We start from the raw sequence: 15,642 nt of genomic DNA, 5'->3' as shown, positions 1-15,642 counted from the left end.
GCGGATGTGTGGAGATCGTCAGCCGAGCGTGGCGCGCGCCGTCATGCCGAGCCAGCCTTCGTGATCCTTCGACCAGAGTTCGACAGTCCTGCCATCCGCCGATGGCTGCCCGCACAGATGCAGCGTATTGCCCGCGAAACACGGGCGCTGCGCCTTGAATGCGAAGTCGATGACGGTCGCGTCGGGCAACTCGCGGCGCAGCAGGTCCATCAATAAGGTGGCAATGAGCGGCCCATGCACGACAAGTCCCGGATAACCTTCGACTTGCGTCACATAAGGCTTGTCGTAGTGAATGCGATGCGCGTTGAAGGTGAGCGCCGAATAGCGCAGCAGCAATGTCTCGTCGGGAACGAGGTCGCGTTGCCATTGCGCATCGCGAGGCGCGGCGACCGGAGCGGGCGCGGGCGCACCGGGCGCTGCCGGCTCGCGATACACGATGTCGTGCTCTTCCTCGATCGCGGTCGCATCGCCGCGGTAAATGCGATGCCTGACTGTCACGAAGCCGAGCTTGCCGGTGCGTCCTTGCTTCTCGCTGACATTGAGAATCGTCGATTCGCGCGTAATGCGTTCACCGACGATCACCGGCGCGGGGAAGCGCAGGCGTCCGCCGGCCCACATGCGGCGCGGCAAACCGAGATCGGGCAGAAAGCCGCCTTTCTTCGGATGACCGTCTTCCGCGATGAGCGACTGTTTTGCAATGGGCCGGAAGAAGATCCAGTGCCACAACGGCGGAAGGGCATCGCCTTCATGCGGGGCGGCATCATGATCGAGTGTGGCCGCGAGGGCCGCGACGGATGTGGGCGCAACGATATCGACGGCGCGCTCTGTTTTCATTGTGTCGTCTCCATTGCCGGGCGGGGCCGGTGAATTACGACTTTAGAGAAATATCGCGCGGGGCGGAAATATCGCTTTCATGTGCCGGGCATAGGTTCAACCTATGACGTGGTGTCATCAATCTCATGACGCGCGGGCCATTTTTCTTCGCGACGCAGCGCCATAACATTCGATCCGTCGAAGTCAAACGCATCACGAGAAAGGAGCCGGATCATGTATGTCGTCACGGGAATCACAGGACAAGTCGGCGGTGCGCTCGCAAACGCGCTGCTGAAAGCGGGCAAGCCCGTACGCGCCGTCGTGCGCGATGAGAGGAAGGGCGCGCTTTGGTCGGCGCGCGGCTGCGAACTCGCACACGCCACGATGACCGATGCCGATGCGCTCGCTCGCGCCTTCGAAGGCGCGCAAGCCGTGTTCATTCTGCCGCCGCCGGAATTCGATCCCGCGCCGGGTTTTCCGGAAGCGCGCGAAGTCATCGATGCGATCGTCGCGGCCATCGCGCGTGCCAGGCCGCGCCGGATCGTGTGCCTGTCGACGATCGGCGCGCAGGCCGCTCAAATCAATCTTCTTACGCAGCGCACGCTGCTCGAAGAAGCGCTTCGCAAGCAGCCTGTTCCCGTCACGTTTCTGCGGCCGGGCTGGTTCATGGAGAACTGCGCATGGGATGTCGATTCGGCGCGCAACGAAGGCATCGTGCATTCGTTTCTGCATCCGCTCGATCGCGCGATTCCGATGACCGCCACCGACGACATCGGCGAACTCGCCGCGAAGCTCATGCAGGAAACATGGACGGGCATGCGCGTCGTCGAACTGGAAGGACCGCAACGCACGAGCCCGAACGATATCGCGGCTGCGTTTTCATCCGTGCTCGGCAAGCCGGTGCGCGCGCAGGCAGTGCGACGCGAGACGTGGGAAGGACTGTTCGCGAGTCAAGGCATGAAGCATCCGATGCCGCGCATTCAGATGCTCGATGGCTTCAACGACGGATGGATCGACTTCGAAGGGCGTAGCGAAGATATCGTCAAAGGCAAGACGCCCATCGTCGATGTGATCCGCAAGCTCGCCGGACGTCAATCGTGAACGCCCTCGGCCCGCGACGCGCACATCCGCCACGATGACGCCGGCTTCGGCGCATCGACGGTATCACTCCACCAGCGCTCGCCGCGATGCGGCGCTTCGAGATCGAGCCGCTCGCCCATGCGCGGTGTCGCCACGGCGACGCCTCGCGCGAGCGCCAGGCCCGTCACGCGCTCGAAAGGTTCTTGCCACGGATGCATCGCGAGATCGAACGTGCCGTTGTGAATCGGCACGAGCCAGCGTCCGCGCAAGTCGATGTGCGCCTGCACCGTCTCCTCGGGCTGCATGTGCACGTACGGCCATTGCGGATCGTATGCGCCGGTCTCGATCAGCGTGACGTCGAACGGGCCGAGGCGCTCGCCGATGGTCCCGAAGCCGTCGAAATAGCCGGTGTCGCCGCTGAAGAACACGCGCACGTCATCGTCGACGATGACCCACGACGCCCACAGCGTGCTGTTGCCATCGAAGAGACTGCGGCCGGAGAAGTGCTGCGCGGGCGTGGCGGTGAACGTCAGGCCGTCGATCTGCGCGCTTTGCCACCAGTCGATCTGACGCACTTTTGCGGCATCGATGCCCCATTCGATCAAACGATCGCCGACGCCCAGCGGCGTGAGAAAGATCGCTGTCGTCGAGGCAAGCGCAAGCACAGTTTCGCGATCGAGATGATCGTAGTGATCGTGCGACAGGACCACGCCGCGCAACGGCGGCAGATCGCCAAGCGCGATGGGCGGCGCGTGAAAGCGCTTCGGCCCGACGTTCTTGAACGGCGACGCGCGCTCGCCGAACACCGGGTCCGTCAGCCAATATTCGCCGCGCAGCTTGAAGAGCATCGTCGAATGGCCGAGGCGGAAAAGGCTGCGGTCGGGCGCGGCATCCAGATCGGCGCGGGTGAGGGTATCGACGGTCGGCGCTTGCGTCGGCACCGTGTTGCGCGGTTTGTGAAGAAGCATGTTCCACATGATGCGCAGCGTCTTGCCGAAGCCTTCGACAGGACGCGGCTTCACATTGCGAAAGCGCTCGCCGTCATGTTGCGGCGATGCGCTCGACAACGCGCGTCCGCGCTTTGCTGCGGCGAAACCCAGGGCACGGCTGATGCGATCGGCGAACGAAGTCATGAACGTGAAGGGACGTGAGCCCGAAGCGGAAAGTAGACTGCACAGTGTAGTTTAATTTTGAGAGAAAAGTAAACCGATCGGTGTAAAATGTGGGGATGGATTCAAGCGACATCAACGACATTCCCCAGCGTCTGACTGACCGGAAGCGCGCCGCGATCGTGAACGCGGCCGTTGCGGAGTTCATCGCCGCGGGCTACGACGCCACCAGCATGGACCGCATCGCCGCGCGCGCGGGCGTTTCCAAACGCACGGTCTATAACCACTTCGAGAGCAAGGAGGCGCTGTTCGCCGCGATCCTGCATCGGCTATGGGATACGAGCGAGACCGGCGATGCGGTGGCTTATAGCGCGAGCGAACCGTTGCGCGCGCAATTGCTCGCGATGCTCACGCGCAAGCTGCGCCTCATGAACGATGAGGCGTTTCTGTCGCTCGCACGCGTGGCGATCGCGGCGGGCATTCACTCGCCCGAGCGCGCGCGGGATATGGTGGCGCGCATCGGCGAACGCGAGGAAGACGTGACGGCCTGGATTCGCAAAGCCGCCGCCGATGGCCGGCTCGCAGTCACCGACCCTGTTTTCGCAGGGCAGCAACTGCATGGCATCGTCAAGGGTTTCGCGTTCTGGCCGCAAGTGACGATGGGCCAGCCGCCGTTATCGAAGAGCGAGCAAAAGAAAGTGGCCGAAGCCGCCGCCGACATGTTTCTCGCACGCTACGAACGCGCTGCGCCCAAACACGGGTGACGCAGCATCCGCGAAGAAGCCGAACGTTCATGCGCGAACCCGAATAAGCAGATTTCGCCGCGATTAAGGTATAGGGTCTAAGACTGCGCGGATTCTTGCGCACGGCGTTCACCTGGCGGTTTTTATCGTCGGGCAGCGGTAAGCCTTCGTCGAAGGAGAAAGTCATGAAGACCGTCCTCGTTACGACCACGCTCGTGGCCGCGTTTTCCCTCGTCACCCTCACTCAGGCGCAAGAGCCGAGCGATACCCTGCAGTCCATCCCCGCACCCGTTCAGCAGAACGCGCAGGGCGCCGCGTCGTCCGGCGACACGGCCTATGGCGGCGTGGCACCGGGGCAGAGCAGGAGCGGGAGAACAGCGAACTGGACCGGCGGCACGCAGAGCAATTGCAGTCCGCGACCGTTCTGCAACGTCTATTCGGGCGGACAGTAAGCGCGACGCTGAGATGGCGGTTTTTTCGGACCGATGCTCGCCCGAAAAAGCCGCCCGCAACGAGGCCGTCACCGGAGGCTGTTAAAATCGCGATACGTTTTCTACGGGCACGATGTGATGGGCTTCGAACAACTCGCCGGACTGAAAGAGCAACTCGCAAAACAGGCTGCTGCCAGCAACGCAGCGAAGAAGAAGGCGCCGCGCGTGCGGCGTCCCGCGCCGGCGGGCGCGAAGGCGGCGGCTCCGTCCAAACCCGCGGCGGCCGCGTCCAGGCCTGCCGCGGCGCCATCGAAGCCGGTTGATCCTGTCGTGCATACCATCGGTAAGCTGCAGAAGCGTTTTCCGCTCGCATTTCCGAAGAATCCCGCGCCTAAGGTTCCGCTGAAGGTCGGCATTTTCGAAGATCTGACGAAACACGCGGAAGAACTCGGACTCAACGAGAAAGAACTGCGTGCGGCGATCAAGGTCTGGTGCCGCGGCAACCGTTACTGGACCGCGCTCGTGCAAGGTGCGCCGCGAGTCGATCTGACTGGCGCGCAAGCGGGCGAAGTATCGTCGGCGGATGCGGAACGCGCCGTTTATCTGGAAACGAATCGACTGGCGCGCTCGGCGTCGGCTTCGGCCACCGCTTCCGCTCCGAAAGCCGCAGAGTCCGCGGAATCCGCCAAGTAACGCGAGACGCGACACCGCGCGCAGTTCGCATCGCGCGCGGGTTTCCCTTTTCCTTTCGCGCTAGTCCAAAAGTTCGTTATAGCGTGGCCCGAATGCTTCGCTATCCGAATCTTAAAGGGCGCAAAAAACGCGACGCCTTTCAGCGTCGCGTTTCTTCGAATCAACCTTCGATCAGAACCGGTGACGCAGACCGACGCGCGTCACGAACTGCGTGTTCGCGCCCGCACTGCCGATGAACGACGCCGACGAGCCGATCTCCGCTTGCACCGGCGTGCCGTTGTTGCTGCCCGACGCCTTCTGATACGCGCCGCTCGCATAAACATCGGTGCGCTTCGACAGCGCGTAGTCGACCACGGCGTTGATCTGATGCCACTTGCCTTCGAGGTTGCCGCCGAGATCGGAGAACGTGTAGCCGAGGCCCGCGTTCAGCGCCGGCGTGAACGCGTACTTGCCGCCGATTTCATAGTTGTTCAGGTTCGACGATGCAGCCGTGATCGGCTCGAAGCGCGTATGCGTCCAATTCGCCCAGATCGTCGCGGCGGCGATCGTGTAACGCGCGCCGATACCGTACGTTTCCAGATCGCGCAGCCCTTGCGTGTTCACGTTCGCGATGCTCACGCTGAACGCCGGCGTCGCCCCATTCGGATAGCGGATGTTCGTGTACGCCGCGCCGATGCCGAACGGGCCTTGCGCATAGTTCAAACCGAAGCTGTACGCGCTGGAGGCGCCTTGCACGGCAGACGTGCCCGTTCCCGTCGTGGGCGAACCCGCGAAGTTCGTCGAGTTCGAGAAGCCATACATCGCGCCGAACGTCACGCCGTGGAAACTGGCGCTGCTGAACTTGACCGCGTTGTTGATGCGGCTCGACGTCAGCTGATCCAGATCGTTGATGTGATACGCGTAATTTCCGGCGGCCGTCTGGCTGCCCATCGTGTAGTTGCTGCCGAGATAGTCGGTCGAGAACGAGTATTGACGGCCGAAGGTCAGCGAGCCGAAATCGGTCTTCGCCAGACCGACATACGCCTGACGGCCGAACAACGCGCCGCCCTGGCCGAGTGTGCCGTCGCCGCTGTTGAAGCCGCTTTCGAGCACGAAGATCGCCTTGAGGCCGCCGCCCAGATCTTCCGTGCCGCGCAGGCCCCAGCGGCTACCCGACGCGACGCCGTCGCCGTACTTCACGAGGCTGTCGTGGCCGCTCGCGGTCGCGACCTTATTCGCATAGGTGATGCCCGCATCGATGATCCCGTATAGCGTGACGCTGCTTTGCGCGTGTGCCGCGATGCCGAACATGCCGAGAACGGCCGCCGCTACGATGTGCTTCTTCATTCTTCTTTCTTCCTTGGTGTTGTCCGCGTGAAGCGGATGCCGCTCGACGCGGCCCGGTTCAGGAATCGCCGCCACGCATTCGTTGAGCGCGAGCGCGGCCATCCCGGCTTCGCGAAGGAATTTCGCAAAGGTCGAGTGCTTCGTGATGGGTAGGGCACTTCGTCAGACGAAACGAGCGATGTCCCGTTGCAAGAACGCAGGCAAGTCGCGTTGCCTCGGCACCTTCGGCCGGCGACTTACGCTATAGCCGATGGAATATAACGCGTCGTCAGGTATCGGTAAATTCCGCGAAGCGCCTTGTAGCGTTTCTTCCACAGCAGCGTCACGAGCGGCACCCGATTCTCCATGCACCGTCTGCAACTAACGGTCCATCCCGCCGCACCACGGCCTGCGAACAGGCGCGCGCATTGCAACGCAGGGCAGGCGATCATGCAAGCAACGCGGGTGTGTCTTTAGATCGAACTCAAAAAACAAGGGAGACGGTATGACCGAGCAAAAACACCATGACGCCTGCCGAGCGGGCGTCGCGTTCATCGACGCGCAATTGACCGCGCTCCATGCCTACGCAAGCCTGCTGGCCGACTGGATCGAGCGCGGCGCGCCGCCGCCGGACTTCGCGAAGGCGCAGCCCCTACTTGCGCGCAAGCGCTCGCATCCGGAAGCGCACGCGCACAGCGAGGACGGCACGCCCACCAAAAGCCCGCCGCCGGAAGACGCGCGGTCGTGGCCATCGTTCGATACGGCCGATGCGCGCATCGCGTTCGCGCTGACCGTGCCTTGCTCGAATGCGATCCTCGCGGTCGCCGAATACTTCGATATCCATCGCTTATCGGCGTCGCGCGCGCCCGAAGTGCAGTTCCTGATGCGTCTGCGCGATGCGGCCGTGAACGGCAATACGTTCAGCCTCGCCGGCGACGACTACATGCCGCACGCTGCTTACGCCGGCTTGATCGTCGATCACTCGCTCGACGGAACGTTGCTCTTCAGCGATGGTGTGAAGCCGGGTTTCATCGAATTCGGCGATACGGTCGGCCTATTGCGCTATCTGACGAAGCTGTTGAGGAGCATGCAAACCGCGATCAGCGCGGGCGATGCGGGATGAAGCATCCACGAACATGATCGGGCGCGAAGTTTGCGCGTATGACGGCGACATCAACCGGTCATACGAACATGGACGAATCGCTGAAACGCCTGCGGGAAAGAATCGCGAAGCAGATCGCCGAGCGCGAGGCCACGCTCGTCTCGATGCGTGAAAGCGCGACGCTCGCGCGCACGAATCACGATCGTGAACGCATTCTTCTGACGCTTGCCGTGCTCGACGAAGAGCTCGCCGGATGGAAAAAGATCGCGGCGCGTGTCGAGCAGGCGGTTCTGTTCGAGCCGCGGAATCATCGCGCCATTCGCATGCCGGCAATGCGATAAGTCACTGCCGTTCGACGAGGAGCCCGCAAGCACGCGCGTTGAAATTGCTTCAACATGTAGCGAGATCCGCTTACATGGAGAACCGCAATGACAGCTTCGAAAGGCAGCCACGATACGCCCGTCTGGTTCATCACCGGATGTTCGACCGGCTTCGGCCGCGAACTCGCTTCCGCCGTGATCGACAAGGGCTGGCGCGCTGTCGTGGCCGCGCGTAATCCGGATAGCGTCGGCGATCTCGTCGAGCGTGGCGAAGGACGAGCGATCGCCGTGCGTCTCGACGTCACGCGTGCCGATGAAATCAAGTCCGCAATCGCCGATGCCTACGCCGCCTTCGATCATATCGACGTGCTCGTGAACAACGCGGGCTTCGGCTATCTCTCGGCTGTCGAAGAGGGCGAGGAAGACGAAGTGCGCGCGATGTTCGAAGCGAACTTCTTCGGCGCGGCCGCGATGATCCGAGCCGTATTGCCGCGTATGCGCGAGCGCCGCTCGGGACATGTCGTCAATATCACATCCGTGGGCGGGCTGGTCGGCAATCCGGGCAGCGGGTATTACGCCGCGACGAAGTTCGCGCTCGAAGGTCTCGGCGAAGCGCTCGCACGCGAAACGGAAGGGCTCGGCATCAAGGTGACGGCGGTCGAGCCCGGCCCGTTTCGCACGGACTGGGCGGGCCGCTCGCTGAAGCAGACGCGCAATCCGATCGACGATTACGCGCAGACTTCGGGCACGCGGCGCGCGGCGATCGCGGAGCGAAGCGGCAAGCAGCCGGGCGATCCGGCGCGCGCGGCGCAGGTCATCATCGAAGCGGTCACGTCGCCGGAGCCGCCGGGACATCTCGTGCTCGGCGGCCCGGACTCGAACTCGTGCGCAACAAGCTCGCGAAGCTCAACGCCGATATCGACGCATGGCAGGCGCGCAGCCAGTGGGCCGATAACCCGGTGCAGTGATCATGAAGCGGCTCGCCGCGCAGGAACAGCGCATCCTCTCGCTCGTCGCCGACGATGCCGCTCTTCTGCACGTTGCAACGCCGCGCGTGCGCTTCGTGAATACGTCGAACGGACCGTGCTACGAAGCCTTGTTCAATCGCATCGAACTTGATCGCGCCACGCTCGCGTTGCCGGAGCCGTTGCTTCGTATCGTCGTGGCGCACGAAGTCGGGCACGCGACGCAACGCAAGACGATGCTGCTCGATTTCGCATGGACCGTGCTTTCAGTGATGATGCTGTTATCGGTACCGTGCATCGTCTTCGCGATTTCATCGGAAGATGATCTCTGGCGCATCACCTTTCCCGGTATCGGCTTCGCGTTCACTTTGTTCGTCTGTCTGAAGATTTGGAGCGTGCGTGCCGCAAAACGCGCCGCCGCCTTCGAACTCGATGCGGATGCGAAAGCCGCCGCGCTTTGCGGCCCTGAATCGGCCCTGGCTGCGCTCGAAGCAATGGCGGCGCGCGGACATGTCGATGCAGCGCGCCTCGATGCGATGCGTGCGCGCCTCGTATCGACGTCGCAATAGTTGCCGCGCGTAATGCCTCGATGGCTAGCGTCGGGCTGGCGCTCGCGAAGCATCTCGTCGAATTGCATGGCGGCGCGATTTCCGTCGAAAGCGAAGGTCCGGGATCATCTCGTGAAGCCGGTCGATGGCGATGTGCTGGAACGCGTGCTGAATCTCGTGGCGCAACGAATCGAAGCGGCCTGACAAGACGCGTCATCCAATGAAAAGGCACGGGCGTCCTTAACGGACGCCCGTGCCTTTATGAGCCGTGCCGTCTTATTGCGTCTGCGAAGCGGGCGGTGTCGCCGACTTCTTGTGATGATGCTTCTGGCCTTTCTTTTTATAGGCGGGCCGCGGCTTGTTGTCGGGATACTCCGCGGCCGCGAACGACAGCGTCGGCGCGGCAAACGCCGCCAGCACCAGAAGCACGAGAGATTTCTTCAAGGACGTTTTCATCGGGGACTCGCTTGGAGGAGATGGCCTTAGAAAGATGAATCGACATGCGCTTGAGAGACGCGCGGCATCGCCCGGTTCCTCGTCGTGTCGACGCCGCTGAGGCAACAGTATATTGCACAAAAAAAGGCAATTCATCAGTGGGCGGGCATAAGGCGTTGAAGCAGCGGGATTTTTGTCGATTCGCACTGCTTTCATAAACGCCGATCCGCTGCCTGCCGTCCGCGACAAATGTCATCAACTGCATCTACTATCGTGCCTGTTCTCAACTCAGGGACGATCCAGTGAAAGAAGACGACATCCGCAGGAATGCGTTCGCCATGCCTGTGCTCAATCCCGCTTATCCGCGTCCGCCGTTCCGCTTTCTCAATCGCGAGTACTTCATCATTTCCTACGAGACCGATCCCGACGCGCTGCGCGCCGTGGTTCCGGAGCCGCTCGAAGTGGATAACGGTCTCGTACATTACGAATTCATTCGCATGCCGGATTCATCCGGTTTCGGCGATTACACCGAAAGCGGCCAGGTGATTTCCGTCATCGATCCGGATGGCAAGAAGGGCAGCTATACGCATGCGATGTATCTCGACGACGAAGGTCCGATCGCGGGCGGCCGCGAAATCTGGGGCTTTCCGAAGAAGCTCGCGTCGCCGCGTCTTGGCGTCGATGGCAAGGACACGCTGCTCGGCACGCTCGACTACGGCACGCAACGCATCGCGACGGGCACGATGGGCTACAAGTATCGTCCGCTCGATCTCGAAGCCGAACGCAGGAAGCTCGCGGATACGCCGAACTATCTGCTGAAAGTGCTGCCGCATGTCGACGGCACTGCGCGCGTGTGCGAACTCGTGCGCTTCTTTCTGCGCGACGTGAGCGTGATCGGTGCATGGGAAGGTCCGGCCGCGCTCGAACTGCACGCTCATGCGCTCGCGCCGGTCGCTGATTTGCCGGTGCGCAAGGTCGTCGGCGCGCGGCATGTCATCGCGAATCTCACGCTCGATATCGGCGAAGTCGCATACGACTATCTCGCGCCGCCCGATGAACTCAAGCTCGCGGTCAACCAATAACAACGGCAAAGGAGTATTCACATGGCACTGCAAGGAAAAGTCGCGCTCGTGACGGGCGCTGCGAGCGGCATCGGCGAACAGACGGCGCGCAAGCTCGCGACCGATGGCGCGGCGGTCGTCATCGCCGATCTGAATCTCGCGAATGCGCAGAAGGTTGCGGACAGCATCGTCGAAGCGGGCGGCAAGGCGATCGCCGTGTCGATGGACGTGACGAGCGAAGATGCCGTGAACGCGGGCATCGAAGAAACGGTGGCGAAGCTCGGCGGTATCGACGTGCTGGTATCGAACGCGGGCATTCAGATCGTCGCGCCGATCGAAGAGTATGCATACGCCGACTGGAAGAAGATGCTCGCGATCCATCTCGACGGCGCGTTTCTCACGACGAAGGCCGCGATCAAACATATGTACGCGTCGGGCAAGGGCGGCTCGATCATCTACATGGGATCGGTGCATTCGCATGAAGCGTCCAAGCTGAAGTCGGCCTATGTGACGGCCAAGCATGGTTTGCTCGGGCTCGCGCGCGTCGTCGCGAAGGAAGGCGGTCCGCGCGGCGTGCGCGCGAATGTCGTGTGTCCCGGTTTCGTGCGCACGCCGCTCGTCGAAAAGCAGATTCCCGAGCAGGCGAAGGCGCTCGGCATTTCGGAAGAAGAAGTCGTGAAGAACGTGATGCTGAAGGAAACGGTCGATGGCGAATTCACCACGGTCGCCGATGTCGCGAACACCGTCGCGTTCCTCGCGGGCTTCGAATCGAATGCGCTGACCGGGCAATCGGTCGTCGTGAGTCACGGCTGGTTCATGCAATAACGACAAGGAGAATCCATGCGCCGCAGTCAACGCAACACACTCACGCAGGCGAATCACGTCGCGCTGCCCGACTACGATGACGTTTGCCTCGTGCTGCAAGGCGGCGGCGCGCTGGGTTCGTATCAGGCCGGCGTGTTCGAAGGGCTCGCCGAAGTGGGCGTGGATCCGACATGGACTTCGGGCATTTCGATCGGCGCGTTGAATACCGCGATCATCGCGGGCAACGCGCCCGAGAATCGCGTGGCCGCGCTGCGTGGGTTCTGGAACACGATCTGCCAGCCCGCGGATCTCGTCGGGCATGTGGGCGCGTTCATGCCCGCTGCGTTCGGCTTCGCGAATATCGGCCGCAAGTTTTCGAGCATGTGGGCCGCGGCGCGCGCGCTCACCGAAGGGCAGAAGGGCTTCTTCTCGCCGCGCGTGCATTTGCCTTTGACGCATGCGAAGAGCAGGCGCCCAAGCGACGTGAGCTTTTACGATACGTCCGCGTTGCGCGCGACGCTGCTGCAGTTCGCCGATTTCGACCGCATCAACGATGGCGCGATGCGTGTATCGGTGGGCGCGGTGAACGTACGCACGGGCAATCTCGTCTACTTCGACAACACGAAGATGCGGCTCGAGCCCGAGCACTTCATGGCATCGGGTGCGTTGCCGCCGGGCTTTCCGGCTGTGGAGATCGACGGCGAGTTCTACTGGGACGGCGGGCTCGTATCGAATACGCCGTTGACGGAGATCATCCGCGAAAGTCAGCACAAGGACACGCTCGTGTTTCAGGTGGACCTGTGGAGCGCGCGCGGCACGTTGCCCGGCGATTTTCTCGATGTCAGCGAGCGCACGAAAGACATTCAGTATTCGAGCAGAACGCGCGCCATCACCGATTTCGTTTCGCATAACCAGAAGCATGCGCGGCTCATCAAGGAGCTGCTGGAGCATGTTCCGGAAAAGACGCGCCGCTCGCATCCGCTGCTGCGCGAGGCGCAGAAGGTCGCGGATGGCGGCGCGGTGAACGTCGTGCATCTCATCTACAAGAACAAGTTTTTCGAAGGGCACTACAAGGATTACGAGTTCAGCAACGATACGATGGACGAGCACTGGGCGAGCGGTCTGGAAGACATTCGCCGTTCGTTCGGACATCCGGAGTGGTTCGAGGTGCCGAGTCACGATCTCGGCTTCGTGACGCATGACGTGCATCGTTACGAACCCGCGCCGCAGGCGACCGCTGACATGCCGAAGGCGGCGGCGAACAAACTGGATGACGTGGTCGAAGGCGTTTGAAGCGTTGCGGCGTTTGAATTACTCTGGTTAGCCTCGTCACAACGCCTGCGAGGCAAGCCATGCCCGACTGGAAACCCGCGACTTACGCGTCCGTCAGTCCCTATCTCGTCTGCGCAAACGCGCCGGCGATCATCGCATTCCTCGAACGTGTCTTCGATGCACAACTGCTGCGCCGCTTCGATCGTCCCGATGGCTCGCTGATGCACGCCGAATTGCGTATCGACGATAGCGTCGTGATGATCGGCGGCGGCGCGACCGATCAGCAATCGCAGGGTCCGCACATCCACGTCTACGTGCGCGATGCGCAAGCCGTCTACGATCGCGCGCTCCGGCACGGCGCGCAAAGCGTGCAGGCGCCCGCGCGCAAACGCGACGACGACGACTTTCGCGGCGGCTTTCGCGATGCCGCCGGAACGACGTGGTGGGTCGCGACGCAATGACGGGTCAGCGCTTTTTTCGCTTCGCGCGCGCGGCCGGCGCACCGAGACTTTCGCGCAACGCATCGGTCAGCGTCTTGAGAAACTGATCGACGGCAGGCGGCAGACGCCGCTCGCGCATCACCGTGACCTGCAGCAGGCGCTCGTTGAGCAAAGGCTCGTCGATGGGCGTCGCGACGAGCGTCGGCGGGCCCGGATCGCCTTCGAGCGCGACCGCGCTGCCGAGCGTGATCGCGCCGGTGAGCGCGGCGAAATGATGCATCGCGCTCGAGTTGTTGCTCGTCAGAACCGGCTCGAGATGCACGCCGCGCGCCGAGCAGCACCAGTCGATCAGCTGGCGCACCGTCGTGCCGCGATCGAGCACGGCGGTCGGGTACTGAAGCACGTCATCGAGCGTGATGCTCGCCTTGCCCGCCAGCGGATGCGTCGGTGGCAGCAGCGCGCAGACCGGCGCCTTCACGCTGTATTCGACGCTCAGCGCGGTAGATGTCGATGTCGAGAACGCAAGGCCTACATCGACTTCGCCGCTCGCCACCCAATGCTCGACCTGTCCCGGCGTACCCGAACGCATCACGAAACGCGTGCCCGGATGCGCGCGATAGTGCGACGCCATCACGCTCGGCAAAAAGCAGCGCGTGAAACCCTCCGTGCAGCCGATACGCACGATCCCGAGCCCGAGCGCATGCATCTCCGATATCTCCGCGAGCACCGCGTCGCCGTCCATGAGCGCGCGGCGCGCGTGCTGCACGAGCAATTCGCCCGCTTCCGTCAGGATCATGCCGCGCGGCATGCGCTCGAATAGCGGCGTGCCCGCCTGTTCCTCCAGCTTCGCGATCTGCCGGCTGATCGCCGACACCGCGACGTGAAGCTGTTCCGATGCCGCCGCCAGCGAACCCGAGCGCGCGACTTCTACGAAGTATTTGAGAGCGATGCCATGCAGCACGATGCCTTCCCCGAGCGTTGCCTTTTTGGCAATGCTAGTCGCAAAATTTGAAATTGTCGCGAATTTTTGGCGTTTCTAGACTGGCCGGAATGAGTAGCCACAATTGCCCGGAGACGTCGTGAAAGAACATCAAGAAAGTCGTGAAGCCGCCATCGCCATCGCTTGCAAGATGTTCGATTCGGGCGCGTTCTTCGCGGATCTGCAGCGCCGCGTCGCGTTTCGCACCGAGAGCCAGAACGGGCGGAATCCCGCGCTGAACGCCTATCTCACCGATGAGATCAGCGACACGCTCGCGCGCGTCGGTTTTACGGCGCGCGTCGTCGACAATCCGGTCGCGGGCGGCCCGCCGTTTTTGATCGCCGAACGCCACGAATCCGACGACTTGCCGACGGTGCTGACCTACGGTCATGGCGACGTCGTGCGCGGCTACGACGAGCAATGGCGCGCGGGCCTGAAGCCGTGGGAGATCGTCGTCGACGAAGACCGCTGGTACGGCCGCGGCACCGCCGACAACAAAGGCCAGCATTCGGTCAATTTCGCGGCGCTCGCCGCGGTGTTGCAGGCGCGCGCAGGCAGGCTCGGCTACAACGTCAAGGTGATCTTCGAAACGGGCGAGGAGGTCGGCTCGCCGGGTCTCGATGAAGTCTGCGCCGCGCACAAGAATGCGCTCGCGGCGGATGTATTCATCGCGTCGGACGGGCCGCGCGTATCCGCCGAACGTCCGACGCTCTTTCTCGGCTCGCGCGGCGGCGTGCCGTTTGAACTGACGGTGAACCTCCGCGAAGGCGGACATCACTCCGGCAACTGGGGCGGCGTGCTGCGCAATCCGGCCGTCGTGCTGTCGCATGCGATCGCGAGTCTCGTCGACCGCAACGGCAGCATCGTCGTCGAAGGATTGCGGCCGCCGCCGATTTCCGATGCGGTGCGCGAAGCCCTCGCCGATATCGAACTGGGCCGCGACGAAAGCTCACCCGAGATCGATCCGACGTGGGGCGAGCCGGGCCTGACGCCGACCGAACGCGTGATCGGCTGGAACGCGCTCGAAGTGCTCGCGATGAAATCCGGCAACGCCGATGCACCCGTCAACGCGATTCCGCCGTTCGCGAAAGCGGTGTGCCAGTTGCGCTTCGTCGTCGGAACGGATTGGGAGAACCTGCAGACGCATCTCGAACGTCACTTCGCGCAGCACGGCTTCACCGAAGTGACCGTCAAGGCGACGCGCGGCACGCCCGCGACGCGCCTCGATCTCGACGATCCGTGGGTTCACTGGGCACTCGATTCGATGCGCGCGACGACCGGCAAGAAGCCCGCGCTGTTGCCGAACCTGGGCGGCACGGTGCCCAACGATGTCTTCGCGAAGACACTCGGCCTGCCGACGCTCTGGGTGCCGCATTCGTATCCCGCGTGCAACCAGCACGCGCCGAACGAACACGTGCTCGGCTCCGTCATGCGCGAATCGCTCGGCGTGATGGCGGGCCTCTGGTGGGACCTCGGCGAGATGGGCGCGGCGATCGTCGCCACGCGCGACGCGCATTGATCGAACGCCACTCATGACACGCT

Annotated in this window: 17 protein-coding genes and 1 pseudogene; 13 read left to right on the top strand and 5 right to left on the bottom strand. The window is 63.0% G+C overall.

Annotated elements, in window-relative coordinates; all coding sequences use genetic code 11:
- Positions 1-18: 18 nt before the first annotated feature.
- Positions 19-834, bottom strand: coding sequence for an HTD2 family dehydratase (locus NCS00_RS22940; protein WP_175981154.1), 816 nt, complete (start codon positions 832-834; stop codon positions 19-21).
- Between the two features lie 213 nt (positions 835-1,047).
- On the opposite strand from NCS00_RS22940, the gene NCS00_RS22935 reads away from it, so the two are divergent.
- A complete protein-coding gene (locus tag NCS00_RS22935; protein ID WP_250441057.1) occupies positions 1,048-1,914 on the top strand; it encodes an NmrA family NAD(P)-binding protein in 867 nt (288 codons plus the stop codon).
- Here the strand turns inward: NCS00_RS22935 and NCS00_RS22930 are convergent.
- Entirely contained in the window at positions 1,905-3,026 is a 1,122-nt protein-coding gene (locus NCS00_RS22930; RefSeq protein ID WP_250441056.1) for an MBL fold metallo-hydrolase, read from the bottom strand. The two genes, NCS00_RS22935 and NCS00_RS22930, sit on opposite strands and share 10 nt — an antisense overlap.
- 95 nt (positions 3,027-3,121) lie before the next feature.
- Here NCS00_RS22930 and NCS00_RS22925 point away from each other — a divergent pair, with 95 nt between their 5' ends.
- From NCS00_RS22925 to NCS00_RS22915, 3 genes are all read left to right on the top strand, one after another.
- On the top strand, positions 3,122-3,766 hold the full coding sequence (locus NCS00_RS22925) for a TetR/AcrR family transcriptional regulator (protein WP_008348435.1): 645 nt from the start codon (positions 3,122-3,124) through the stop codon (positions 3,764-3,766).
- Positions 3,767-3,930: 164 nt separating this feature from the next.
- A complete protein-coding gene (locus NCS00_RS22920; RefSeq protein WP_250436735.1) occupies positions 3,931-4,197 on the top strand; it encodes a hypothetical protein in 267 nt (88 codons plus the stop codon).
- Positions 4,198-4,314: 117 nt separating this feature from the next.
- Entirely contained in the window at positions 4,315-4,869 is a 555-nt protein-coding gene (locus NCS00_RS22915) for a ProQ/FinO family protein (protein ID WP_250441055.1), read from the top strand.
- Between the two features lie 171 nt (positions 4,870-5,040).
- On the opposite strand, the gene NCS00_RS22910 is transcribed toward NCS00_RS22915, so the two are convergent.
- On the bottom strand, positions 5,041-6,195 hold the full coding sequence (locus NCS00_RS22910) for a porin (protein ID WP_250441079.1): 1,155 nt from the start codon (positions 6,193-6,195) through the stop codon (positions 5,041-5,043).
- Between the two features lie 484 nt (positions 6,196-6,679).
- Here NCS00_RS22910 and NCS00_RS22905 point away from each other — a divergent pair, with 484 nt between their 5' ends.
- The 4 genes and pseudogenes from NCS00_RS22905 (at position 6,680) to NCS00_RS22890 (ending at position 9,130) form a co-directional block, all read left to right on the top strand.
- Positions 6,680-7,297, top strand: a complete 618-nt coding sequence (locus NCS00_RS22905) for a hypothetical protein (protein ID WP_250441054.1) — start codon at positions 6,680-6,682, stop codon at positions 7,295-7,297.
- 38 nt (positions 7,298-7,335) lie between these two features.
- Positions 7,336-7,617 (top strand): hypothetical protein, encoded by a 282-nt coding sequence (locus NCS00_RS22900; RefSeq protein ID WP_250441053.1) that lies wholly within the window; start codon positions 7,336-7,338, stop codon positions 7,615-7,617.
- 87 nt (positions 7,618-7,704) lie between these two features.
- Positions 7,705-8,564 (top strand): annotated as a pseudogene (locus NCS00_RS22895) (oxidoreductase).
- A 95-nt stretch (positions 8,565-8,659) separates the two neighbouring features.
- On the top strand, positions 8,660-9,130 hold the full coding sequence (locus NCS00_RS22890) for a M48 family metalloprotease (protein WP_250441078.1): 471 nt from the start codon (positions 8,660-8,662) through the stop codon (positions 9,128-9,130).
- Between the two features lie 255 nt (positions 9,131-9,385).
- Here the strand turns inward: NCS00_RS22890 and NCS00_RS22885 are convergent, their stop codons facing one another.
- A complete protein-coding gene (locus tag NCS00_RS22885; protein WP_033536228.1) occupies positions 9,386-9,565 on the bottom strand; it encodes a hypothetical protein in 180 nt (59 codons plus the stop codon).
- 281 nt (positions 9,566-9,846) lie between these two features.
- On the opposite strand from NCS00_RS22885, the gene NCS00_RS22880 reads away from it, so the two are divergent.
- From NCS00_RS22880 to NCS00_RS22865, 4 genes are read left to right on the top strand one after another with little or no spacing between them, the layout of a single operon-like run.
- Positions 9,847-10,626 carry an acetoacetate decarboxylase gene (locus tag NCS00_RS22880; RefSeq protein ID WP_034473154.1) on the top strand — a complete coding sequence of 260 codons (780 nt, stop codon included), beginning with the start codon at positions 9,847-9,849 and terminating at the stop codon, positions 10,624-10,626.
- Positions 10,627-10,647: 21 nt separating this feature from the next.
- Complete coding sequence (locus NCS00_RS22875; protein ID WP_175981140.1) at positions 10,648-11,430, top strand: 3-hydroxybutyrate dehydrogenase; 783 nt, start codon at positions 10,648-10,650, stop codon at positions 11,428-11,430.
- A gap of 15 nt (positions 11,431-11,445) precedes the next feature.
- Entirely contained in the window at positions 11,446-12,702 is a 1,257-nt protein-coding gene (locus tag NCS00_RS22870; RefSeq protein WP_008348413.1) for a DUF3734 domain-containing protein, read from the top strand.
- 59 nt (positions 12,703-12,761) lie between these two features.
- Positions 12,762-13,142: a VOC family protein gene (locus tag NCS00_RS22865; protein ID WP_008348411.1), complete on the top strand. Its 381-nt coding sequence runs from the start codon at positions 12,762-12,764 to the stop codon at positions 13,140-13,142.
- A gap of 4 nt (positions 13,143-13,146) precedes the next feature.
- Here the strand turns inward: NCS00_RS22865 and NCS00_RS22860 are convergent, their stop codons facing one another.
- A complete protein-coding gene (locus NCS00_RS22860) occupies positions 13,147-14,082 on the bottom strand; it encodes a LysR family transcriptional regulator (protein ID WP_034473156.1) in 936 nt (311 codons plus the stop codon).
- A 169-nt stretch (positions 14,083-14,251) separates the two neighbouring features.
- Between NCS00_RS22860 and NCS00_RS22855 the strand changes: the two genes are divergently transcribed.
- Positions 14,252-15,619, top strand: coding sequence for a M20 family metallopeptidase (locus NCS00_RS22855; RefSeq protein WP_284508166.1), 1,368 nt, complete (start codon positions 14,252-14,254; stop codon positions 15,617-15,619).
- Positions 15,620-15,642 lie beyond the last annotated feature (23 nt).

It is taken from the genome of Caballeronia sp. AZ1_KS37, from assembly GCF_023631165.1.
In the GTDB taxonomy this organism is placed as follows: Bacteria; Pseudomonadota; Gammaproteobacteria; order Burkholderiales; family Burkholderiaceae; genus Caballeronia; species Caballeronia zhejiangensis.
The sequence above is the reverse complement of the archived record's forward strand: the minus strand, read 5'-3'. Positions and strand labels throughout refer to the sequence as shown.